General features: G+C 70.2%; 22 protein-coding genes. 14 read left to right on the forward strand and 8 right to left on the reverse strand.

What is annotated here, in order from left to right:
* Window positions 1-6: 6 nt before the first annotated feature.
* The 3 genes from ubiA to DYS74_RS10255 all read left to right on the forward strand — a co-directional run bounded on the left by ubiA (window position 7) and on the right by DYS74_RS10255 (window position 3,732).
* A complete protein-coding gene (gene ubiA / locus DYS74_RS10245; protein ID WP_245965257.1) occupies window positions 7-957 on the forward strand; it encodes a 4-hydroxybenzoate octaprenyltransferase in 951 nt (316 codons plus the stop codon).
* 61 nt (window positions 958-1,018) lie between these two features.
* The gene (locus DYS74_RS10250) at window positions 1,019-3,382 is read left to right on the forward strand and encodes an OmpA family protein (protein ID WP_121533490.1); all 2,364 of its coding nucleotides are present in this window, start codon (window positions 1,019-1,021) and stop codon (window positions 3,380-3,382) included.
* A gap of 17 nt (window positions 3,383-3,399) precedes the next feature.
* On the forward strand, window positions 3,400-3,732 hold the full coding sequence (locus DYS74_RS10255; protein ID WP_121533492.1) for a hypothetical protein: 333 nt from the start codon (window positions 3,400-3,402) through the stop codon (window positions 3,730-3,732).
* A 126-nt stretch (window positions 3,733-3,858) separates the two neighbouring features.
* Here the strand turns inward: DYS74_RS10255 and DYS74_RS10260 are convergent, their stop codons facing one another.
* The 6 genes from DYS74_RS10260 to DYS74_RS10285 form a co-directional block, all read right to left on the reverse strand.
* Window positions 3,859-4,086, reverse strand: coding sequence for a formate dehydrogenase subunit delta (locus tag DYS74_RS10260; protein WP_121533494.1), 228 nt, complete (start codon window positions 4,084-4,086; stop codon window positions 3,859-3,861).
* Window positions 4,083-4,868 (reverse strand): formate dehydrogenase accessory sulfurtransferase FdhD, encoded by a 786-nt coding sequence (gene fdhD, locus DYS74_RS10265; protein ID WP_121533496.1) that lies wholly within the window; start codon window positions 4,866-4,868, stop codon window positions 4,083-4,085. Before fdhD ends, DYS74_RS10260 begins: the two co-directional genes overlap by 4 nt.
* The gene (gene fdhF / locus DYS74_RS10270) at window positions 4,865-7,741 is read right to left on the reverse strand and encodes a formate dehydrogenase subunit alpha (RefSeq protein WP_121533498.1); all 2,877 of its coding nucleotides are present in this window, start codon (window positions 7,739-7,741) and stop codon (window positions 4,865-4,867) included. Before fdhF ends, fdhD begins: the two co-directional genes overlap by 4 nt.
* Window positions 7,738-9,264: an NADH-ubiquinone oxidoreductase-F iron-sulfur binding region domain-containing protein gene (locus DYS74_RS10275; RefSeq protein WP_121533500.1), complete on the reverse strand. Its 1,527-nt coding sequence runs from the start codon at window positions 9,262-9,264 to the stop codon at window positions 7,738-7,740. The genes fdhF and DYS74_RS10275 overlap by 4 nt, the downstream gene beginning before the upstream one ends.
* Window positions 9,261-9,713 carry a formate dehydrogenase subunit gamma gene (locus DYS74_RS10280; protein ID WP_121533502.1) on the reverse strand — a complete coding sequence of 151 codons (453 nt, stop codon included), beginning with the start codon at window positions 9,711-9,713 and terminating at the stop codon, window positions 9,261-9,263. The genes DYS74_RS10275 and DYS74_RS10280 overlap by 4 nt, the downstream gene beginning before the upstream one ends.
* Window positions 9,714-9,813: 100 nt before the next feature.
* Window positions 9,814-10,686, reverse strand: a complete 873-nt coding sequence (locus DYS74_RS10285; protein WP_121533504.1) for a LysR family transcriptional regulator — start codon at window positions 10,684-10,686, stop codon at window positions 9,814-9,816.
* 144 nt (window positions 10,687-10,830) lie between these two features.
* On the opposite strand from DYS74_RS10285, the gene DYS74_RS10290 reads away from it, so the two are divergent.
* The 9 genes from DYS74_RS10290 to DYS74_RS10330 all read left to right on the forward strand — a co-directional run bounded on the left by DYS74_RS10290 (window position 10,831) and on the right by DYS74_RS10330 (window position 18,259).
* The gene (locus DYS74_RS10290; protein WP_121533506.1) at window positions 10,831-11,649 is read left to right on the forward strand and encodes a S49 family peptidase; all 819 of its coding nucleotides are present in this window, start codon (window positions 10,831-10,833) and stop codon (window positions 11,647-11,649) included.
* Between the two features lies 1 nt (window position 11,650).
* A complete protein-coding gene (locus DYS74_RS10295; protein ID WP_121533508.1) occupies window positions 11,651-11,830 on the forward strand; it encodes a hypothetical protein in 180 nt (59 codons plus the stop codon).
* Window positions 11,831-12,784 (forward strand): calcium/sodium antiporter, encoded by a 954-nt coding sequence (locus tag DYS74_RS10300; protein ID WP_121533510.1) that lies wholly within the window; start codon window positions 11,831-11,833, stop codon window positions 12,782-12,784.
* A 10-nt stretch (window positions 12,785-12,794) separates the two neighbouring features.
* Window positions 12,795-13,571, forward strand: coding sequence for an SDR family oxidoreductase (locus DYS74_RS10305; protein WP_121533512.1), 777 nt, complete (start codon window positions 12,795-12,797; stop codon window positions 13,569-13,571).
* Between the two features lie 309 nt (window positions 13,572-13,880).
* Window positions 13,881-15,776 (forward strand): excinuclease ABC subunit UvrC, encoded by a 1,896-nt coding sequence (uvrC, locus tag DYS74_RS10310; protein ID WP_121533514.1) that lies wholly within the window; start codon window positions 13,881-13,883, stop codon window positions 15,774-15,776.
* Window positions 15,777-15,840: 64 nt separating this feature from the next.
* A complete protein-coding gene (locus DYS74_RS10315) occupies window positions 15,841-16,905 on the forward strand; it encodes a lysine-2,3-aminomutase-like protein (RefSeq protein WP_121533516.1) in 1,065 nt (354 codons plus the stop codon).
* A gap of 44 nt (window positions 16,906-16,949) precedes the next feature.
* Window positions 16,950-17,579 (forward strand): CDP-diacylglycerol--glycerol-3-phosphate 3-phosphatidyltransferase, encoded by a 630-nt coding sequence (pgsA, locus tag DYS74_RS10320; protein ID WP_121533518.1) that lies wholly within the window; start codon window positions 16,950-16,952, stop codon window positions 17,577-17,579.
* Window positions 17,575-17,820, forward strand: a complete 246-nt coding sequence (moaD, locus tag DYS74_RS10325) for a molybdopterin converting factor subunit 1 (protein ID WP_121533736.1) — start codon at window positions 17,575-17,577, stop codon at window positions 17,818-17,820. The genes pgsA and moaD overlap by 5 nt, the downstream gene beginning before the upstream one ends.
* A gap of 1 nt (window position 17,821) precedes the next feature.
* On the forward strand, window positions 17,822-18,259 hold the full coding sequence (locus DYS74_RS10330; protein WP_121533520.1) for a molybdenum cofactor biosynthesis protein MoaE: 438 nt from the start codon (window positions 17,822-17,824) through the stop codon (window positions 18,257-18,259).
* Between the two features lie 28 nt (window positions 18,260-18,287).
* On the opposite strand, the gene DYS74_RS10335 is transcribed toward DYS74_RS10330, so the two are convergent.
* On the reverse strand, window positions 18,288-19,334 hold the full coding sequence (locus DYS74_RS10335; RefSeq protein WP_121533522.1) for an NAD(P)/FAD-dependent oxidoreductase: 1,047 nt from the start codon (window positions 19,332-19,334) through the stop codon (window positions 18,288-18,290).
* Between the two features lie 53 nt (window positions 19,335-19,387).
* Here DYS74_RS10335 and mnmD point away from each other — a divergent pair, with 53 nt between their 5' ends.
* Entirely contained in the window at window positions 19,388-20,053 is a 666-nt protein-coding gene (mnmD, locus tag DYS74_RS10340; RefSeq protein ID WP_121533524.1) for a tRNA (5-methylaminomethyl-2-thiouridine)(34)-methyltransferase MnmD, read from the forward strand.
* On the forward strand, window positions 20,050-20,922 hold the full coding sequence (locus tag DYS74_RS10345; RefSeq protein WP_121533525.1) for a DMT family transporter: 873 nt from the start codon (window positions 20,050-20,052) through the stop codon (window positions 20,920-20,922). Before mnmD ends, DYS74_RS10345 begins: the two co-directional genes overlap by 4 nt.
* On the opposite strand, the gene DYS74_RS10350 is transcribed toward DYS74_RS10345, so the two are convergent.
* Entirely contained in the window at window positions 20,919-22,868 is a 1,950-nt protein-coding gene (locus DYS74_RS10350) for a lytic transglycosylase domain-containing protein (protein ID WP_121533527.1), read from the reverse strand. The genes DYS74_RS10345 and DYS74_RS10350 overlap by 4 nt on opposite strands.
* Window positions 22,869-22,875: the final 7 nt, after the last annotated feature.

The following is a 22,875-nucleotide window of genomic DNA, read 5'->3' on the forward strand; positions in this document are numbered from 1 at the left end:
GAACAAATGCCAGAGCTTCACGGCACGGTCGCGGATGCGGTGCAGGGCAACTGGGTGGACCGGCTGGCGCCGCCCGTGACGCGCCCCTATCTGCGGCTGGCGCGCGCTGACCGGCCGATCGGCACCTGGCTTCTGCTGATCCCCTGCTGGTGGGGGATTGCACTCGCCGCAGCCGCCGATGGCCCGCGGCTGTCGGACCTGTGGTGGGCGCTGGCCTGCACCGCCGGGGCGTTCCTGATGCGCGGCGCCGGCTGCACCTGGAACGACATCACCGACCGCGATTTCGACGGTTCGGTCGCCCGCACCCGCTCGCGCCCGATCCCCTCGGGACAGGTGACAGTGAAGCAGGCGCTGGCCTTCATGGTGGCGCAGATCGCGGTCTCGGCGCTGCTGCTGCTGACCTTCAACGGCGCCTCGATCCTGATGGGCATCGTCGCACTGGTGCCGGTGGCGATCTATCCCTTCGCCAAGCGCTTCACCTGGTGGCCGCAGGCCTTCCTCGGCATCGCCTTCAACTGGGGCGCGCTGCTGGGCTGGGTCGCCCATGCCGGCAGCCTGAGCCTGGCGCCCGTGCTGCTTTACCTCTCCGGCCTGATCTGGACGCTGTTCTACGACACGATCTATGCCCATCAGGACAAGGAGGACGATGCGCTGATCGGGGTGAAGTCGACGGCGCGGCTGTTCGGCACCGACACGGTGAAATGGCTCTCGGGTTTCCTTGTGGCCGTCGTGGCGCTGATGACTGCCGCGGTGCTGGCGGCGCTTCTGCCGGCGGGGGTTCCGCCCCTTGTCCTCGTGCTTGCGCTCTGCGCGCCCTGGGGCATGGGCTGGCACATGCTGTGGCTGCTGCGCCAGCTCGACATCGACGACAATGACACCTGCCTGCGGTTGTTCCGCGCCACCCGCGACACCGGTCTGATCGCTGCGCTGTTTCTCGCCGTTGCCGCAATCGTGTGATTGATCCGCCCCGCCCCGCCCCGTAAGAGGTTGCCCACACACCGGAGGAGGCCCTGACTGCATGCGCTTGCGCACCACTCTCCTGACCACCGCCGCCGTCGCTTCCGCGCTCGTGCTCTCTGCCTTCGTCGCCGGCGGCTCGGCCACGATCATCGAGAAGCGTTCGCGCATGGCGGTGCGCGTCGCGCTTGAGAGCGCGGGCGTCAACTGGGTGCGCGCCGAGGCGGACGGGCTGCAGGTGATCTTGCTCGGCACCGCGCCCTCCGAGGCGGCGCGCTTTCGTGCCATCACCATCGCCGGCACCGTGGTCGACAGCGCCCGCATTGTCGACAGCACCGATGTCGAGGGCGCAGCGGCGATCGCGCCGCCCGAATTCTCGCTGCAGATGCTGCGCAACGACGACGGCATCTCGCTGATCGGCCTCGTCCCCGCCGATACCGACCGCAAGGCGCTGATCGACGGGCTGCAGACCGCGCTTGGCGATCAGGGCACCGTCACCGACATGCTCGAACGCGCCGACTACCCGGTGCCCGCGGGCTGGCAGATGGCGCTCGACTTCGCGGTCGAGACACTGAAGACCCTGCCGCGGGCGAAGATCTCGGTCGATCCGGGCCGGGTCGAGGTGCAGGCGATCACCGACAGCCCGGCCGAGAAGACCCGGATCGAGACCACCCTCGCCCGCCGCCGCCCGGTCGAGCTGAAACTGACCTCGGACATCTCGGCGCCGCGGCCGGTCATCACCCCCTTCACCCTGCGCTTCCTGATCGACTCGGTCGGCCCGCGCTTCGATGCCTGCTCGGCCGACACGACGCGGGCGCGCGACCGCATCCTTGCCGCCGCGCGGGCCGCCGGCGCGAAGGGCGCACAGGGCTGCACCGTCGGCATGGGCACGCCCTCGCCGCAATGGGCCGACGCGGTGGTGATGGGGATCAATGCGCTGAAGGAGATCGGCGCCGGCACGATCACCTTCTCGGATGGCGACATCGCGCTTTCGGCCAACGAGGGCACGGACCCCGCCGTCTTCGACAAGGTCGTGGGCGAGCTCGAATCGAACCTGCCCGAGGTGTTCTCGCTGAAGACCGAGCTGCAGAGGAAGGCCGACAAGGCCGGCGCCCGGCCCGAGTTCTCGGCGCTTCTGGGCGAGGACGGCAAGGTCGAACTGCGCGGCCGGGTGACGAACGAGCGCGGCCGCGAGGCGGTCGAAAGCTTTGCCCGCGCCCGCTTCGGCGCGAAAGCGGTCTATGGCGCGACCCGGATCGACGGCGAGCTGCCGCAGGGCTGGCCGGTGCGCACCCTTGCCGCACTCGAGGCGCTCGACAGCCTTGCGCAGGGCAGCGTGACGGTCACCCCCGACCTCGTCACGGTGAAGGGGGTGACCGGCGACGCCCAGGCCTCGGACACGATCTCGCGGGTGCTGACGCAGCGCCTCGGCGAGGGCGCGCGGATCGCGCTCGACGTGCGCTATGACCGCCGGCTCGACCCGGTGCTGGGCCTGCCCGACGGGCCCGAATGCGTGCGGCGGCTGAACGCCGTTCTGGCCGAGCAGAAGATCAGCTTCGAGCCCGGCTCGGCGGTGATCGCGGCCGCGGGCGAAAAGCCGATCGAGGCGCTGGTGAAGGCGATGAAGGATTGCCAGGATTTCCGCATGGAGATCGCCGGCCATACCGACAGCCAGGGCCGCGAGGAGATGAACCAGCAGCTCAGCCAGGATCGCGCGCTCGCCGTGCTGCATGCGCTGCGCGACCGCCGGGTGCTGACCGAGAACCTGGTGGCGAAGGGCTATGGCGAGAGCCAGCCGATCGCCGACAACGGCACCGAGAACGGGCGCGAGGCGAACCGCCGGATCGAATTCGTGCTGCTTGACGCGACCCCGGTCGAGACCGAGGGCGCGCCACTGCCCGCGCCCGAGGCCGCCCCCGTCACCGCGCCCGAGGAGCACGCAGCCCAGCTGCCCCCGGAGGCCGCGGCGGCGACACCCGAGGCGGCGCAGGAGGTGCCGGCCGAGGACATGGCGCCCGATCTTTCGCCGCTCGACAGCCCCGATTTCTCGGGCAACGAGGGGCCGATGGAAGACGCGACGGGCGAGCCGCTTGCCGGCATGGGCGAGGAGCCCCTGCCCGAGGCGACGCCGCCCGCCGAGACCGACGCGACCGCGCCGGACGCGACGGCAGCCCCCACCGAGGCAACACCCGCCGAGGCCCCGGCCCCGGACGTCGCGACCGCGCCCCCGGATCAGCCCGCCCCGGCAGCGGCAGAACCGGCCGCCCCGGCGGAACCGGCCGCCGAGACCGCCGCACCGCCCACGGTGTCGCCCGAGGTGGCCGCAGCCCAGGACCCGACGATCGAGATCCCGGTCGCCCCGGCCAAGGACTCGCCCGGCACGCCGAAACCCCGCCCCAAGGGGCTGAAGACCGACCAGAACTGAGGACGCGAGGGACCGCCATGAACAGACCCGAATTCATCTTCGCGACGGCGCTGATCCTGCTCGTCTTCTTCTTCCTCGGCTGGTTCGCCTCCTGGCTGATCCACCGTCTCACCCGGGTGAGCCAGGCCGACATGGGCGAGCTCGAGCAGATGGCGCAGGCGCTGCACGAGGCCGAGGAAACACGCGACCGCGCCGTCGCCTATGCCGAAAGCCGCGAGGCCGAGCTGACGAACCACCTCAGCCAGACCGAGGCCGAGCTGCGCGCCGCGATGGACGGGCTGCGCGACGCGCGCCGCGAGGCCGAGGAGCTGCGCGACCATATCGAGCGGATGCAGAAGCGGATCGAGTGAACGGGGGCTTCCGCCCCCTGTCACCCCGGGGAGTACTTCTCCCGAGAAAACGCCGACGACCCGGGGCTTTTCCTTGCGGACAGGCTCCGGGGGAGTGTTCGGAACGAAGACGGGGGCAGCGCCCCCTCAGCCCGCGACGGGCACGCGCGCGGTGCGGATCAGCGGCAGGGCGGCGGCGACGAGCGGATGCACGCCCCCGGCCCCGGCGGCGATCTGAGCGGCCAGGCCCGCGCGCATCGGCACCGACCAGTTCTCGTTCAGATGCGCGGCGACGGCCGCGGCGCCATCGCCCGGCTGCACCTCGAAGAAGGTGGCGATCTGGTTCGCCATGCGGATGAGACGGTCCTCGCTCATGCGGCACTCTCCTCTGCCCCGGCGGGGCCTGTGTATCGGGTGAAACCGTCGCGCCCGCGCGCGATCAGCGCAAGCCCCGCCGCCCCGGCCTCGGCCACCGCAAGTGCGGTCGGCGCCGAGGGCGAGATCAGCGCCGCGGCGCCAAGGGTCGCAGCCTTCTGCACCAGATCGACTGAGAGCCGCGAGGTCATCACCACCGCCCCGCCTTCGGTCGCGATGCCGGCACGGGCCAGAGCCCCGGCAAGCTTGTCGAGCGCATTGTGCCGGCCGACGTCCTCGCGCAGAGAGATCAGCCCCCCGGCCTCGGTCCAGAAGCCCGCGGCATGAACCGCGCGGGTCGCATCCTGCAGCGCCTGCGCGGTGCGCAGATCGTCGAGCGCCCGGGCCGCCTGTGCGGGCGTCGGCGCCGCATGCATCGGCCGCGCCGGCAGCTGCCGCAGCGCCTGCTCGAGACTGTCGAGCCCGCACAACCCGCAGCCCACCGGCCCCGCCATCGCACGGCGCCGCGCGGCAAAGCGGGCGCCCGCGGGGGCGGCAAGCCAGGCCCGCGCCTCGATCCCGCGCGGCTGCGCGACGATCTCCGTGCGCAGGATCTCGGCCGGGCCGTCGATCAGCCCCTCGGCCAGCGCAAAGCCCAGCACGAAATCCTCAAGGTCGGCAGGCGTCGCCATCATCACCGCCTGCGTCGCCCCGTCATAGACGAGCGCCACCGGCACCTCCTCGGCCAGCACCTCGGCGCCGGCCGGGACGGGAACACGCCTGGCCCCCGCCGGCAGGCTCATTCCGCGGCCTCGATCCGGCGGGCGGCCTCGCTCAGCGCCTCGTAGCCCTCCTGCCAGTCCGAGGGCCCGTTCGACAGCCCCACCTGCACCGCCGTCACCTTGTATTCCGGGCAGTTCGTCGCCCAGTCGGAATTGTCGGTGGTGACAACGTTCGCCTGCGTCGTCGGGTGGTGGAAGGTGGTGTAGACGACGCCGGGCGAGACCCGCGTGGTCAGCGTCGCGCGCAGCGTGGTCTCGCCCGCGCGGCTGGCGAGCCGGACCCAGTCGCCGTCCTTGATGCCGCGCGTCTCGGCGTCATGGGGGTGGATCTCCAGCCGGTCCTCGGGGTGCCAGACCACGTTCTCGGTGCGCCGGGTCTGGGCGCCGACGTTGTAATGGCTGAGGATCCGGCCGGTGGTCAGCAGCAGCGGGAAGCGCGGGCCGGTGCGTTCGTCGGTCGGCACATAGGCGGTGCGGATGAACCGGCCCTTGCCGCGCACGAAGCCCTCGACATGCATGATCGGCGAGCCCTCGGGCGCCGCGTCATTGCACGGCCATTGCACCGAGCCGCGTTCGTCCAGCATCTCGTAGGTGACGCCGGCAAAGCCCGGGGTGGTCGCGGCAATCTCGGCCATGATCTCGCGCGGGTGGGTATAGCTCCAGCCCGCACCCATGGCGTTCGCCAGGAGCTGCGTCACCTCCCAGTCGGCATAGCCCGCCTTCGGCGCCATCACCCGGCGCACCGGGTTGATCCGGCGCTCGGCATTGGTGAAGGTGCCGTCCTTCTCGAGGAAGGTCGAGCCGGGCAGGAAGACATGGGCGTAATTCGCGGTCTCGTTCAGGAAGAGATCATGCACGATGACGCAGTCCATCGCCGCGAGCCCCGCCGAGACGTGGCGGGTGTCGGGATCGGATTGCAGGATATCCTCGCCCTGGACATAGAGCCCCTTGAACTGCCCGGCCACCGCGGCGTCGAGCATGTTCGGGATCCGCAGCCCGGGTTCGGGATCGAGCGACACGCCCCAGGCCTTCTCGAAGATCGCCCGCGCGGTGTCGTCCGAGACATGGCGATAGCCCGGCAGCTCGTGCGGGAAGCTGCCCATGTCGCAGCTGCCCTGCACGTTGTTCTGCCCGCGCAGCGGGTTCACCCCCACGCCCTCGCGGCCGATGTTGCCGGTCATCATCGCGAGGTTGGCGATGGCGATGACGGTGGTCGAGCCCTGCGAATGTTCGGTCACGCCGAGGCCGTAATAGATCGCCGCATTGGGGGCGGCGGCATAGGCGCGCGCGGCGTCGCGGATCGTCGCCGCGGGCACGCCGGTCAGCGCCTCGACCGCCTCGGGGGCATAGGCGGGGTTGGTGACGAATTCGACGTAATCGGCCCATTCATCGAGATCGCAGCGCTCGGCGATGAAGGTGTCATCGGTCAGATGCTCGGTCACGATCACATGCGCCATCGCGGTCAGCACCGCGACATTGGTGCCCGGGCGCAGCGGCAGGTGCCAGCTCTGGCCCAGATGCGCGGTGTCGAGCAGGTCGATCCGCCGCGGGTCGATCACGATCAGCTTCGCCCCCGCCCGCAGCCGCTTGCGCAGCCGCGAGCCGAAGACCGGGTGGCCGTCGGTCGGGTTCGCGCCGATGACGAGCGCCAGATCGGTCTTCTCGACCGAGTCGAAGTCCTGCGTACCGGCCGAGGTGCCGAAGGTCTGTTTCAGCCCGTAGCCGGTGGGCGAGTGGCAGACGCGGGCGCAGGTGTCGGTGTTGTTGGTGCCGAAGACCGCGCGGGCCAGCTTTTGCACCAGGAAGGTTTCCTCGTTGGTGCAGCGCGACGAGGTGATGACCCCGACCGCATCCTTGCCATGCGCCGCCTGAATCGCGTGCAGACGGGTCGCGGCGAAGCGCAGCGCCTCGTCCCAGCTGACCTCGCGCCAGGGGTCGGTGATGCGCTCGCGCACCATCGGTCTCAGGATCCGGTCGCGGTGCGTGGCATAGCCCCAGGCGAAGCGGCCCTTGACGCAGGAATGGCCGCGGTTCGCCTTGCCGCCCTTCCAGGGCACCATTCGCACCAGCTCCTCGCCGCGCATCTCGGCCTTGAAGGCGCAGCCGACGCCGCAATAGGCACAGGTGGTGATGACCGACCGTTCCGGCGTGCCGATCTCCTCGACCGATTTCTCTACCAGCGTCGCGGTCGGGCAGGCCTGCACGCAGGCGCCGCAGCTGACGCAATCGGAGGAGAGGAAATCGGGCGCGGCGGGCGAGATCCGGGCATCGAAGCCGCGCCCCTCGATGGTCAGCGCGAAGGTGCCCTGCACCTCCTCGCAGGCCCGCACGCAGCGCATGCAGACGATGCACTTCGCCGGGTCGTAGCTGAAATAGGGGTTCGAGACGTCCTTCGCGATGTAGCGCGGGTTCGCCTCGCCATTCGCGCGCACCTCGAAATGGTTTTCGCCTCTGGCATAGCGCACCTCGCGCAGGCCGACGGCACCGGCCATGTCCTGCAACTCGCAATCGCCGTTCGCGGCGCAGGTCAGGCAATCGAGCGGGTGGTCGGAGATGTAAAGCTCCATCACCCCGCGGCGCAGCTTTGCCAGCTGCGCGGTCTGGGTGTGGACCTGCATCCCCTCGCTGACCGGCGTGGTGCAGGAGGCCGGCGTGCCGCGCATGCCGTCGATCTCGACCATGCACAGCCGGCACGAGCCGATCGGCTCGAGGCTGTCGGTGGCGCAAAGCTTCGGGATGGTGATCCCGGCCTCGGCCGCCGCGCGCATCACCGAGGTGCCCGCGGGCACGGTGACGGCCACACCGTCGATCACCAGATGCACCGGCTTGCCCGCGCGCGCGGGCGTGCCCATGTCCTTGGTCCAGCCGGGTTCGGGGATGATGAAGTCCTTCATTCTGCCGCCTCCCGGACAGGGGTGAATTCCTCGGGGAAATGTCGCAACGCGCTTTGCACCGGATAGGGGGTGAAGCCGCCAAGGGCGCAGAGCGAGCCGGTCTTCATCAGCTCGCACAGGTCGTCGAGCAGGGCGAGCGCCGCGCCGTCGCCCGCCGCGATGCGGTCGAGCGTCTCGACGCCGCGCACCGCGCCGATGCGGCAGGGCGTGCACTTGCCACAGCTTTCGACGGCACAGAATTCCATCGCGAAACGGGCGAGCGCCATCATGTCGGCACTGTCGTCATGCACGACCAGACCCGCGTGCCCGACCAGCCCCTTCTGCTCGGCGAAGCATTCGTAGCAGAAGGCGAGCTCGAAATCCGACACCGGGTGATAGGCGCCGAGCGGCCCGCCCACCTGCACCGCCTTCACCGGCCGGCCGGAGGCCGTGCCGCCTGCGATGTCATTGACAATTTCACCCAATGTGATGCCGAAACCGGTCTCGAACAGGCCACCGAATTTCACATTTCCCGCAATTTGCAGCGGAATGGTGCCGCGCGAGCGACCGATGCCGATGGCGCTGTAGGCCTCGGGCCCCTCGGCCATGATCCACGGCACGGCGGCAAGCGAGAGCACGTTGTTGACCACCGTCGGCGAGGCCATGAAGCCCTGAAGCGCCGGCAGCGGCGGCTTTGCCCGCACCACGCCGCGCTTGCCCTCGAGGCTGTTCAGCAGCGAGGTCTCCTCGCCGCAGACATAGGCGCCGGCGCCCTCGCGGATCTCCATGTGGAAGGCGTGGCCGCTGCCGAGGATGGCGTCCCCGATCACCCCCGCCGCGGTCGCGATCCCGACCGCGCGGCGCATCACCGCGATCGCGTCGGGATATTCGGAACGAATGTAGACGAAGCCCTGCGTCGCACCGGTGGCGAGGGCGGCGATCGCCATGCCCTCGATCAGGCAGAAGGGGTCGCCCTCCATCAGCATGCGGTCGGCGAACGAGCCGCTGTCGCCCTCGTCGGCGTTGCACACGATGTATTTCTTCGGCGCGCGGGCGAGCTGCACGGTGCGCCACTTGATCCCGGTCGGGAAGCCCGCACCGCCACGCCCGCGCAGCCCCGAGGTGACGACGTCGTCGACGATCTCCTCGGGCTTCTTCGCCAGCGCCACGCGCAGCCCCGCAAGACCGCCGCCCGCCTCGTAGTCGGACAGGCTGAGCGGATCAGTGCGGCCGCAGCGGGCGAAGGTCAGCCGGGTCTGGCGCTTGAAAAAGGGGATCTCCTCGGTCGGGCCAAGCGCCTTCGGATGGGTCGCGGGGGCCGCGAAGAGCGAGGCCACGTCGGCCACCGTCATCGGGCCGAAGCCAAGCCGGCCCTCGGGCGCCTCGATCTCGACCAGCGGCTCGAGCCAGACCATGCCGCGCGTGCCGTTGCGGATGATCTCGACCGGAATGCCGCGCCGCGCCGCCTCGGCCGCGATCGCCGCCGCCACCGCATCCGCGCCGCAGGCCCTGGCCGCCGCATCTGCCGGAACCCAGAATCTCATGCCCGCATCTCCTCGGCCAGCGCATCGACTGCGGCGGCATCGAGCCGCCCCACCAGCCGCCCGTCGACCTGCGCGGCCGGCGCACAGGCGCAGAGCCCGAGGCAATAGACCGCCTCGAAGGTGATGCCGTCCTTGGTCTCGCCGATCTTCTGGCCCAAAGCGCGTTCGAGCCGCGCCTGCAGCGCGACGCCGCCCATCGCCTGACAGGCCTCGGCCCGGCACAGCTTCAGCACATGGCGCCCGGCGGGCTGGCGGCGGAAGTCGTGGTAGAAGCCGATCACCCCCGCCACCTCGGCCCGGCTGAGCCGCAGCGCCGTGGCGATCGGGTCGAGCGCCGCCTCGGGGATGAAGCCGAATTCCGCCTGCACGTCGTGCAGGATCGGCAGCAGCGCGCCCTCGCGCTCGGCATGGGAAGCGACGATCTCGCTCAGTCGCGCCGTGTCGGTCATGGCTCTCCTCCCTCAGGTCAGGGCCGGTTGGCTTACCGCCCGATACCGCAGCGCGATAGGCCAATCAACGGCAAGACCCCCGTTGATTGATAGAGAACGTCTATCGCTCGGCGATCCGTTCGGCCTCTTCCAGCAGCGCGCGCAGGCTGGGCGTGCGGGTGGCGCGATGGCCGACGACAAGGCCCACGGCATGACGCGCCTCGGGCGAGGTCAACGGCCGCGCGACACAGCCCGCCGGCAGCGCCGAGCCCTCGCTCAGCGCCTCGGCCAGGATCGCGGCCCAAGCGCCGGTCGCGACATGGGACAGCAGCGCGAGCGTCGAATTCGACTCGACCCGCGGCGCCACCTCGACCCCGGCCGCAGCCAGATGCGCATCGATCAGCCGGCGGTTCTGCATGTCGGGGGTGAGCAGGCACAGCGGCCGGGTCGCGGCCTCGGCCCAGTTCAGCGGCCCGGTCTCGGCGCCGCGCTCGACCAGCCGATAGCGCTCGACCCACAGGGGCACGGCATCGAGCCGCCCGGGCTCCGCCCCCTCGAGATAGGTGATCCCGGCATCAAGCGCCTGCGCCGCGATCCCCTCGCGGATCTCGGCCGAGCTGCGCGACAAGAGCGTCACCCGCGCGGCGCGGTTGCGCGCCAGAAACGGCCCGGTCAGCCGCGCCACCCGCGGCAGCGCGGTGGGAATGACGCCGATGCGCAGATGCCCCGCGACGCCAAAGCGCGCCTCGCGCATCTCGTCCTGCATCGCGCGCGCCTCGCCGACGATGCGGCGGGCATGGTCGAGCACCCGCTGCCCCTCGGGCGTCAGCCCCTGGAACCGCGCACCGCGCAGCACCAGCTGCACGCCAAGGCTTTCCTCGAGCGCGCGGATCGCCGAGCTGAGCGTCGGCTGCGTCACGCCATAAACCGCCGCCGCGCGGCCGAAATGGCCTTCGCGCGCCAGCACCATGAACATCTCGAGCTTGTCGATCATCGCGCCACGCTAGCCGCCCGCGCTGCGCGGCGCCAGAGCCCGGCGGCCGCTTTCCGCGGCAAGCGCCCCGCAGGGCGGGGAAATTCGGCAAAACCCCGGCGCCGCGGCTTGTTCACGCTAATGTGCCCCCCTACATCGAGGCACATGGACCTTGCCCGCCTCTTCCCGCGCCGCCGCGCGCCCCGTGTCGCCCTGATCCGCCTGCAAGGTGCGATCGGCATCACCCGCCCCGGGTCACCCGGCCTGTCGGACGCGGCGCTTGCGCCGGTGATCGAGCGCGCCTTTCGCAAGGGCAAGCCCGCCGCCGTGGCGCTGGTGATCAACTCGCCCGGCGGCTCGCCGGTGCAAAGCTCGCTGATCGCGGCACGGATCCGGCGGCTTGCCGACGAGACCCATGTGCCCGTCCATGCCTTCGTCGAGGATGTGGCGGCCTCGGGAGGCTATTGGCTGGCCTGCGCGGCCGATGACATCTGGGCCGACGAGACCTCGGTCGTGGGCTCGATCGGAGTGATCTCGTCGGGCTTCGGGCTGGATGGGCTGATCGCGAAACACGGGATCGAGCGGCGGGTGCACACCGCGGGCGGCTCGAAGAGCTTCCTCGACCCGTTCCGCCCGGAAAAGCCCGAGGACATCGCCCGCCTGACCCGGCTCCTTGAGGACATGCACCGCGCCTTCAAGGCCCATGTCACCGCGCGCCGCGGCACCCGGCTGAGCGGCGCGGATCTGTTCACCGGCGAGGTCTGGACCGGCGCGCAGGCGGTGGCCACCGGGCTCATTGACGGCACGGCCCATGCGGTGCCGAAGCTGAAGGCGCTTTACGGCGACAAGGTGCGGATCGTGCCGGCGAACGGGCCGCGCCGGTCCTGGCTGCGGCTGCTGGGCGCGGGACTTGGCGCCGAGGTCGCGGGCGCGCTGCTCGACACCGCCGAGGAACGCGCGCTCTGGGCGCGTTACGGGCTGTGACATGCTGATCAAGGGCATGACGCTTTTCCTCGTCGCGATGGCGGTGCTGGCCATCTTCGGCAAGCTGCGGCTGCCGGGTGGCAAGGCACGGCGCCTGGCGGGGCGCTGCCCGGCCTGCGGCCGACCGAAGATCGGGCCGGGACCCTGCCCCTGCGGACGAAACACGAAAAAGGGGGCCTGAGTGCTCATTGATCTGGTGAAGATCCTGGCCGGGCTCGGCCTTCTGGTGGTGGCAGGGGACCTTCTGGTGAAGGGCGCGGTGAACCTGGCGCTGCGGCTTGGCATTCCGGCACTGATCGTCGGGCTGACGGTCGTCGCCTTCGGCACCTCGGCGCCCGAGATGATGGTCTCGGTCGCAGCCGTGCTCGACCACAACCCGGGCATCGCGCTTGGCAACGTGATCGGCTCGAACACCGCCAACATCCTGCTGGTGATCGGCATTCCGGCGATCATCTCGGCGATCCGGACCGACACCACCGACACCCGTGAAAGCTATCTGCTGCTGATCGCCACCTCGGTGCTGTTCATTCTGGTCTGCTTCATGGGGCCGATCCGCTGGCCGCATGCCGCGCTGCTGCTTGGTGCGCTGGTGCTCATCCTGATCCGGCAGGGGCGTCAGGCACTCGCCCACCGCGCGCAGCGCGAGAACGAGGAGATCGAGGGGGTCGACGTGCACATGAGCCTGACCAAGGTCGCGCTGTTCATCGCGCTCGGCCTTGTCGGTCTGCCTTTCGGGGCCGATTTCCTGGTGGATGGCGCCAGCTCGATCGCCCGTGCAGCGGGCATTCCCGACACGGTGATCGGCCTCACCCTCGTCGCCGTCGGCACCTCGCTGCCCGAGCTTGCCACCTCGGTCACCGCCGCGGTGAAGGGGCGCGCCGATGTCGCGCTTGGCAATGTCATCGGCTCGAACATCTTCAACCTGCTCGGCATCATCGGCGTCGCGGGCTTCTTCGGCCAGCTCGAGGTGCCGCCGACAATGCTGCGGCTCGACCTGTGGGTGATGCTTGGCGCGACACTGCTGATCGCCCCCTTCATCCTGCACCGCTGGCCCTTCACCCGGCTGGTCGGTGTTGGCTTCACCCTGATCTATGCCGCCTATGTGGCGGTGCTGATGACCGCCCATGCGGGCTGAGGAGAACGACATGGGCAAGGCCCTGATCACCGGCGCGGCGAAACGGCTTGGCCGCGCGATGGCGCTCTATCTCGCGGACCGCGGCCATGACGTGGCGATCCATTGCAACGGCTCGGTCGAGGCGGCCGAGGCGACCGCGGCCGAGGCCCGCGCCCGGGGGGTGAGGGCCGTCGTCCTGCCCGCCGACATCCTCGACGAGGCGGCGGTCGAGACGCTGGTGCCGCGCGCGGCCGAGGCGCTTGGCGGGCCGCTGACGGTGCTGGTCAACAACGCCTCGATCTTCGAATACGACACCATCCGCACGGCCACCCGGACGGGCTGGGACCGTCATTTCGGCTCGAACCTGCGCGCGCCCTTCGTGCTGATCCAGGCCTTCGCCGCGCAGGCGCCGGCCGCCGACCGCACCGGCGGCGAGCCACGGGCGCAGGCGCTGGTGGTCAACATGATCGATCAGCGCGTGCTCAAGCCGACGCCCGAGTTCATGACCTATTCGCTCGCCAAGGCCGGGCTGTGGGCGCTGACCCGCACCGCCGCGCAGGCGCTGGCCCCCGACATCCGGGTGAACGCGATCGGCCCCGGCCCGACGCTGCAGGGCGCGCGGCAAAGCGAGAGCCACTTCACCCGCCAGCGCGCCGCGACCATTCTGCAGCGCGGCGCCGACCCCGACGACATCTGCGCCGCGCTTGGCTATCTGCTCGACGCGAAGGCGGTCACCGGCCAGCTGATCTGCGTCGACGGCGGCCAGCATCTGGGCTGGAAAACCCCGGACGTTCTGGGGCCCGAATAGGGCCGTTCCGGCCCCTTTAACGGTGACCCTGCGGCAAGTTGTCCACCTGGCCGCGACCTGTCACGCAAGCGTTACGAATCTTCTAGCATTTTCAGCCACTTGAAGACGTTTAAAATTTTTCATCAATGATTTCAGTTAATTACAAGATTGCCTAAAATTTAGGCCGCCCGTGAAAGGAGGCCGGATTCAAGGGAAAATCGCCGTTCCCGGAAACTTCCCAACAGAGTTATCCACAGAAACCGTGGATTCCTTTCCTCTTGAACCCCGCGCCTTAACATTGCAGCCAGAGACCGGAATCAAGGCTCCGAAATGACCGACCCAGAGATCGCTCCCGACACCGCTGCAGCGCCGCAACCCCCGCGGCTGACCGGCCATGCGCTGATCGCCGATTACGTCTCGCGGCTCGACAGCTCGCCCGGCGTCTACCGGATGCTGAACGACCGGCAGGAGGTGCTTTACGTCGGCAAGGCGCGCAACCTGAAGGCGAGGGTGTCGAACTATGCCCGGACCTCGGGGCATTCGGCGCGGATCGCGCGGATGATCTCGGAAACGCGCTACATGATGTTCCTGACGACGCGCACCGAGACCGAGGCGCTGCTGCTTGAACAGAACCTGATCAAGCAGCTCAAGCCGCGCTACAACGTGCTGCTGCGCGACGACAAGAGCTTCCCCTATATCCTGCTCGACAAGAGCCACCCCTTCCCCGAGATCCGCAAGCACCGCGGCGCGCGCACGGTGAAGGGCGCCTATTTCGGCCCCTTCGCCTCGGCCGCGGCGGTGAACCGGACGCTGAACCATCTCGAGCGGGTGTTCCAGCTGCGCAACTGCTCGGACGCGATGTTCGCCTCCCGCACCCGGCCCTGCCTGCAATACCAGATCAAGCGCTGCTCGGCGCCCTGCGTCGGCAAGATCTCCGAGGCCGAGTATGGCCGCACCGTCGCCGATGCCGAGCGCTTCCTCGAGGGCAAGTCGACGGCGATCCAGCAGGAGCTGGCCGAGGAGATGCAGGCCGCCTCGGACGCGCTCGAGTTCGAGCGCGCGGCGGCGCTGCGCGACCGGATCGCGGCGCTGACCACGGTGCAGCAGAGCCAGGGCATCAACCCGCGCGGCGTGGCCGAGGCGGATGTGGTGGCGCTGCACATGGAGGGCGGGCAGGCCTGCGTGCAGGTGTTCTTCATCCGCGCCCATCAAAGCTGGGGCAACCACGACTTCTACCCGAAGACCGGATCGGGCGCCGAGGAGGCCGAGGTGATCGAGGCCTTCCTCGGTCAGTTCTACGACACGAAGGAGGCGCCGCGGCTGATCCTGCTGTCGCATCCGATCGAGGATCTCGACCTGATGGAAGAGGCGCTCGCCGGCAAGGCCGGCCACCGCGTCGAGATCGCCGTGCCGAAACGCGGCGAGAAGGCGGAGCTTGTCGAGAACGCCCTGCGCAACGCCCGCGAGAGCCTGGGCCGGCGGATGTCGGAAAGCGCCGCGCAGGCGCGGCTGCTCAAGGGCCTGGCCGAGGCCTTCGGCCTGCCGAAGCCCCCCGAGCGGATCGAGGTCTATGACAACTCGCACATCCAGGGCACGAATGCCGTGGGCGGGATGATCTGCGCCGGGCCCGAGGGCTTCCTGAAAAGCCAGTATCGCAAGTGGAACATCAAGGGCGACGAGCTGACCCCCGGCGACGACTTCGGCATGATGAAGGAGGTGATGACCCGCCGCTTCGCCCGCCTGCTGAAGGAAGACCCCGAGCGCAAGACCGACGCCTGGCCCGACCTTCTCCTGATCGACGGCGGCGCCGGGCAGGTCTCGGCGGTGCACGAGATCATGGTGGAGATGGGCGTCACCGACATCCCGATGATCGGCGTTGCCAAGGGCATCGACCGCGACCTCGGCAAGGAGGAATTCCACCGCATCGGCGCCCGCCCGATGGCGCTGCCGCGGCAGGACCCGGTGCTGTATTACATCCAGCGGCTGCGCGACGAGGCCCACCGCTGGGCGATCGGCGCACATCGGGCGAAACGCGCGAAGGCCGCGATGGCGAACCCGCTCGACGAGGTCCCGGGCATCGGCGCCACCCGCAAGCGCGCCCTGCTGCAGCATTTCGGCTCGGCCAAGGCGGTCAGCCGGGCGGGCGTCACCGACCTTGTCGAGGTGCCCGGAATCTCGCAGGCGATGGCCGAAACGATCTGGAACTTCTTCAACGACAAGATGTGAGCGCTCACATCCTGCCGAAAAATGCGGCTTGACGGATCGCCGCGGCAGGCGTAGCGGCCCGCAAATGACAGACGAAAGCCCGATCCGCCACGCGCTCACCCATCCCGAGGACCTTCTCGCCGAAGGTCTGATCCCTCATGCCGCGCTGCCCGCGCTGAAGGAGGTCGCGCAAGAGTTCCGCATCCGCGTGACCCCGGCGATGCGCGCCGCGATCGCCCGCACCGAGGCCACCGACCCGGTCGCGATGCAATTCGTGCCCTCGCCGAAAGAGCTCGAGATCCGTGCCGAGGAACTGATCGACCCGATCGGCGACGGCGCGCATTCGCCCGCCCCCGGGGTGACGCACCGCTATCCCGACCGGGTGATCCTGCACATCACCAAGACCTGCGACGTCTATTGCCGCTTCTGCTTCCGCCGCGAGACGGTGGGCGAGACCGGCCCGCTGCCCGAGGAGGCGCTGGCGCAGGCGCTGGCCTATGTCGCCGCCACCCCGGCGATCCGCGAGGTGATCCTGACCGGGGGCGACCCGCTCACGCTCTCGCACCGGCGCCTTGCCGAGGTGCTGCGCCGGCTCGACGCGATCGCCCATGTCACCACGCTGCGCATCCACACCCGGGTGCCGGTGGTCGCGCCCGAACGCATCGACGCCGATCTGGTGGCGCTGCTGTCGGGCCTGCGCACGCCGGTCTGGGTGGTGCTGCACACCAATCACGCGCAGGAATTCACCGCCGAGGCGCGCGCGGCCATCGCCCGGCTGGTCGATGGCGGCGTGCCGATGCTGTCGCAATCGGTGTTGCTGCGCGGAGTGAACGACACCCACGAGGCGCTGATCGGTCTGTTCCGCCTGCTGCAGGACCATCGGGTGAAACCCTATTACCTGCATCATTGCGACCTCGCCCGCGGCACCTCGCATTTCCGCACCACGATCGCCGAGGGCCGAGCCCTGATGGCCGGGCTGCGCGGCCATCTGAGCGGCGCCGCGGTGCCGACCTATGTGCTCGACATCCCCGGCGGCTTCGGCAAGGTGCCGGTCACCGCCGATCATTTCACCCCCGGCCCCACCCGTGGCAGCTGGCGGGTGAGCGACTGGCAGGGCCGCATTCACGATTACGTGGACCCGCCGCGCTGAACGGCCCTCTTTCCCTCGGGGCGCGCCCCCGCTAGGGTGCGCGCATGACCTGGACCTTGCCGAATACGCTCACGGTGCTTCGACTGCTCGCCGCCCCCGGCGTGGCGGTGATGTTCCTCTATTTCCACCGCCCCTGGGCCGACTGGCTGGCGCTTGCGCTCTTCGTCGGCGCGGCGATCACCGATTACTTCGACGGCTACCTCGCGCGGCTGTGGAAGCAGGAATCGAAATTCGGCGCCATGCTCGACCCGATCGCCGACAAGGCGATGGTGGTGATCGCGATCATGGTGCTCACCGGCTATTCGGGCATGAACCCCTGGCTGATCCTGCCGGCGACGGTGATCCTGTTCCGCGAGGTCTTCGTCTCGGGGCTGCGCGAATACCTCGGCGCCGAGAAGGGCAAGCTCAAGGTCACGAAACTGGCGAAGTGGAAGACCACCGCGCAGATGGTGGCGATCGCCACGCTGTTCCTCGGCACCGGGCTCGATTTCCTGGAAAAGGGCCGCGCGCCGCGCGCGGGCGAGGGCGACCTGCCGACCGGGCTCACCCTCGCCGACATGGCCAACCACGTCGGCCTCGGCCTGATCTGGATCGCCGCGATCCTGACCGCGCTCACCGGCTGGGACTATTTCCGCAAGGCCCTGCCCTTCCTGCGGGACCCCGGCCGTGATTGACGTCGTCTATTTCGCCTGGGTGCGCGAGCGCATCGGCCTGCCGCGCGAGCGGGTCGAGACCCGGGCGGCGACGGTGCGGGATCTGGTGACGGAACTGAGCGCGCGCGAAGAGCGCTATGCCGCCGCCTTTGCCGACATCTCGGCACTGCGCGTCGCTCTCGATCAGGAGCTGTCCGAGTTCGACGCCCCGCTGGCGGGCGTGCGCGAAGTGGCCTTCTTCCCGCCGATGACGGGCGGCTGAGATGCGGATCGCCGTGCAATCCGCCCCCTTCGACGCCGCGGCCGAGATCGCAGGCTTCGGATCTGGTACGAATGCCGGCGCGCTCGTCACCTTCACCGGCCTCGTGCGCGACGACAGCGGCCGGATGCAGGCACTCGAACTCGAGCATTACCCGGGCATGACCGAACGCGCGATCGCGAAAATCGCCGAGGAGGCAATGGCGCGCTGGTCGCTGGCCGATTGCCTGGTGATCCACCGCTTCGGCCGGCTGACGGTGGGCGAGCCGATCATGATGGTCGCCACCGCCGCCCGTCATCGCGCCGCCGCCTTCGAGGCCGCCGAGTTCCTGATGGACTATCTGAAATCGCGCGCCCCCTTCTGGAAGAAGGAGATCGGCCCGGATGGCACCTCCTGGGTCGCCGCGAAGGCAAGCGACGAAGACGCGCTGACGCGCTGGTGACTTCCCACACGAGGGGGCGCTGCCCCCCCTAGAGATTGTCCTCGACCCGGAACCCGGCCGGGATCGCGTCGCGCCCCTCGAGGATCAGATCCGCCATCACCTGCGCCACTTTCGGCGCCATGCCGAAGCCGATCTTGAAGCCGCCATTCGCGATGAACTGGCCGGGCCGTCCGGGCCAGGCGCCCAGCATCGGTGCGCGCGAGCGCGCGCGTGGCCGTACCCCGGCCCAGCGGTCGACGACCTCCGCCCCCGCAAGCACCGGGCAGATCGCCCGTGCCTTCTCGATCAGCGCCTCGAGCTGTGCGTCGGTGCTGTCGGGCGCGTCGAAGTCGCGCTCCGACGTCGAGCCGATCGCCACAGTGCCATCCGCATGCGGCACGATATGCACGGCGTCGGCATAGATCTGCGGCACCGCCCCCGCGTCATGGCGCAACAGCGCCGATTGCCCCTTCACCCCGCCGCCAAGCGTCTTGCCGAAGGCCATCCCGAGATCCGCAAGCCCCGGCGCGCCGGTCGCGTGCAGCACCGCGCCCTCGTCCTCCGCCGCGCCGATCACGATCTCGCCGCCAAGCGCGGTCAGCGCCGCGGCAAGGGCCGCGCAGGCCGCGCGCGGGGCGGCACGGGCCGAAAGCGTGTCGTGGACCACGAGCCCGGTGGGCGAGAGCGGTACGAAGGGGGCGAATTGCGCGGCCGGCAGCACCCGCCACAGCGCCGCAATGCCCCAGTGCTCGGCCGCGCCGGCGGCGCGGGCCCGCGCCCGCTCGACCGCAGCAGCGTCAACCAGCGGCTGGATCCGGCCGAGCCGGGCATAGCCCGCGCCCTGACCGCCCGCGGCCTCGACCGCCGCCCAGAATGCCTCGGCCCCAAGCAGGCTTTCAAGCTGGAACTGCTTCTTCGGGTTCCAGGTCTCGGGCACATGCGGGGCAAGCGCCCCCACCGTGCCACCCGACGAGCCCGCGCCGATCCGCACCCGCTCGATCAGCCGCACCCGCGCGCCGCGCCGCGCCATCTCGAAGGCGCAGGCAAGGCCGAACACGCCGCCGCCGCGCACTGTCACCCGATCCCCTCTTGCCATTGCCCGGACCTTTCGCCAGTTTCCACGGGAATTCGCCTCAGGCACTACCCGCAATGACCTCCCCTGACCAGAGCCCTGCCGCGCTCGACTGGCGCGACGGAACGACGCCCGTCTCGACGCGCTTCGACGACCCCTATTTCAGCCTCGCGGGCGGGCTTGCGGAAACGCGCCACGTCTTCCTGGCGGGTAATGACCTGCCGGCGCGGTTCCGCCCGGGCTTCCAGGTGGCCGAGCTGGGCTTCGGCACCGGGCTGAACCTGATCGCCACGGCCCTGTCGACCGATCTGCCGATCCGCTTCACCTCCTTCGAGGCCTTCCCGATGTCGGCGCCCGAGATCGCCCGCGCGCTCGCCGCCTTCCCCGAGGCCGAGGCCGCCGCCGGCCCCTTCCTCACCGCCTGGGGTCGGGGCGAGACCCGCTTCACCCTGCGCAGCGTTTCCGTCGAGGTGATCCTCGGCGATGTGCGCGAGACCCTGCCCCTCTGGGCGGGCGCGGCCGATGCCTGGTTCCTCGACGGCTTCTCGCCCGCGAAGAACCCCGAGATGTGGGGCGAGGATCTGATGGCCGAGGTCGGCCGCCACACCGCGCCCGGCGGCAGCTTCGCCACCTATACCGCCGCGGGCTTCGTGCGCCGCGGTCTTGCCGCCGCGGGCTTCGCGGTCAGCCGCGCCCCGGGCCATGCCGGCAAGCGCCACATGAGCCGTGGAGTGCGCCCATGACCGAACAGAACACCCGCCTCGGCGTCGCGATGATGGTCGCGGTGACCTTCATCTTCGCCGCGCAGGACGGCATCTCGCGCCACCTTGCGGGGGCCTACAACGTCTATCTGGTGGTGATGATCCGCTACTGGGTCTTCGCGCTTTTCGTGCTTGGCCTCGCGCTGCGCAGCGCGGGCGGGCTGAAGGGCGCGCTGCGCACGAAACACCCGCTGATGCAGAGCCTGCGCGGCGTGCTGCTGGTGCTCGAGATCTGGGTGGCGATCATCGCCTTCGTCAAGCTCGGCCTGGTCGAGAGCCACTCGATCTTCATCTCCTATCCGCTGATCGTCGCCGCGCTCTCGGGCCCGGTGCTGGGCGAGAAGGTGGGCTGGCGGCGCTGGCTGGCGATTGCCACGGGCTTCGTCGGCGTGACGATCATCCTTGCCCCCGGCAGCGGCGTGTTCCGCCCCGAGGCGCTGATCCCGCTCGCCGGCGCGATCATGTTCGCGATTTATGCGCTCGCCACCCGCTGGGTCGCGCGCGACGATTCGGGCGAGGTGTCCTTCTTCTGGACCGGCATCACCGGCGCGCTCACCGCCACCGCCGGCGGGATCTGGTTCTGGCAGCCGATGAGCGCGGGCGACTGGGGCTGGATGAGCCTTCTGTGCCTGACCGCGATCGCCGGGCACTGGCTGATGATCCGCGCCTACGAGATCGCCGAGGCCTCGGCGCTGCAGCCGATCGCCTATCTGCAGCTCGTCTTCGGCGCGATCTTCGGCATCACCATCTTCGGCGACGTGCTGCGCCCGAACGTGGCGCTTGGCGCGGCGGTCACCGTCGGCGCGGGGCTCTTCACCCTGTGGCGGGCGCGCCGCGCGGCGCAGCGCTAGGGCGCGATGCCGCGCAGCTCGTCCGAGAAGGCAATCGGGCCGGGGCCCGCGACGCCCAGCCGGGCACGATAGACAGGCAGGCTCTCGGCCACCCGCATCACATAGGTGCGGGTCTCGGTGAAGGGGATCATCTCGACCCAGTCGACCACGTCGACCGTCGGCACCCGCGGATCGCCCATCTCCTCGATCCAGCGCCGCGGCCGGCCGGGCCCGGCGTTGTAACCCGCCGCCACCAGCACCGGCGAGGCGCCGAACTCGGCGCGCAGCTTCGCAAGGTAAGCGCCGCCAAGGCGCAGGTTGTAGGTCGGATCGGTGGTCAGCCGCGGCGCGCTGTAGGTCTCGCCGATCATCGGCGCCATCAGCTTGGCCGTGCCCGGCATCAGCTGCATCAGCCCGCGCGCGCCGACATGGCTGATGACGGCATGATCGAATTCGCTTTCCCGCCGCGCGATCGACAGCGCCAGCTCCTCGGGCACGCCGAGGTCATGCGTGGTCAGCTCAGGGATCGGGTAATAGGCCTGCACCAGCACCGTGCCGCCAAGCGCCGCGCGCTTGGCCAGAAGCAGCGCCAGATGCGGGTCGCGCCATTCCTCTGCCAGACGGGCCAGCGCCGGCAGCGCCGCGTCGGGCTGGCTTTCCTCGAGATGCAGGATGAAGCGCGCCGCCAGATCCTCGTCGCCCGCTGCCTGCAGCTCCTGCGCCGCGGCAAAGACCGAGGTCGCGGTGAAGCCCTGCCCGCGCCAGTCGGGAAGCGCCACCGGGGCCGAGAACACCGGATCGAGCGGGACACCCGCAAGCTCCGCGCACAGCAGCCCGTAATAGGCGGTCTGGAACCGCGCCCCGTCACGGAAGGCGGCCTGCGCCTCGGCGATCCGTCCCATCTGCTCGAGCGCGCGCCCGCGCCAGTAATCGGCGCGCGAGGTGCTGATCGGGCTCGCCACCTCGGCCCCGAGCGCCTCGAAATGCGCGAGCGCCTGCGGCGCATCGCCCAGCTTCAGCGCCGCAAAGCCCGCCAGCCATTCGAGATCGGCCCAATCGCCACTGCCCGCCGCAAGGTGATGTCCCGCCGCCAGCCTGTAGGCGAGCTGCGCATCGCCCTTGCGCAGGAAGAAGCGCGCAAGCTGGCCGCGCAGCGTCGACCAGGCCGCCGGGTCGCCCAGGCTCTCGGCACGGTCCGAGCGCGACAGCACGATCTCGGCCGCCCCCTCCTCGAGGCTCTTGCGCCAGCGCCAGACCGCGCGGTCGCGGGCCAGCCCCGCCGAGGCCCGCATGTAGTCCGGCACCGCGGCGATCAGCGCATCCACCCCCTGTGCGCGGCGCTGCAGCGCGATCCGCGCCGCGGCGACGGCCCGGGTGCCGGGGGTGACAAACGGCAGCAGGCGCGCCGCCTGCGCGGTCTCGCCGCGGTCGAGCATCGCCTGCATCCGCCCGCCATGCGCCGGCGCCACCAGATCGCCATAGCGGGCAAGGAAGGCGACCTCCTCGGCCTCGGTCAGGGAAAGGCTGCGCCAGGCGGTCTCGGCCACCTGCCGGGCGGCCTCGTCGCGGCCAAGCGCCTGCAGCGCGGCAATCAGCGACAGCGCCCCCTGCCCGGTCTGCGGCGCGGACCGGGCGAACCAGGCAACGACCGCGGCCGGGCTTGCCTCGCTCAACCTGTCCTCGCCCTTGCGGCGCAGCAGCGGCATCCCCGGCCAATCGCCCCGGCGCAAGACGAATTCGGCGTAGTCGTCGAAGCTGCCCTGCCCCGCCCGCAGCCGCTGCCATTCGATCAGGTCGGCAGCGATACTGCCTGCCGGTCGCGCGGCTGCCGCCGCGCCGTCCCAGTCACCGGCTTGCGCAGCCGAGAGTGCCGCAGCCAGTGCCGCGGCATCGGCCGCACGCGCGGGCGGCGTGGAAAGGGCAAGGGCGACGGTCAGAAGGACCGCCTTCGGAAGGGTTCGGATCATCGCTCTG

The sequence above is a fragment of the Paenirhodobacter hankyongi genome (assembly GCF_003664585.1).
In the GTDB taxonomy this organism is placed as follows: Bacteria; Pseudomonadota; Alphaproteobacteria; order Rhodobacterales; family Rhodobacteraceae; genus Rhodobacter; species Rhodobacter hankyongi.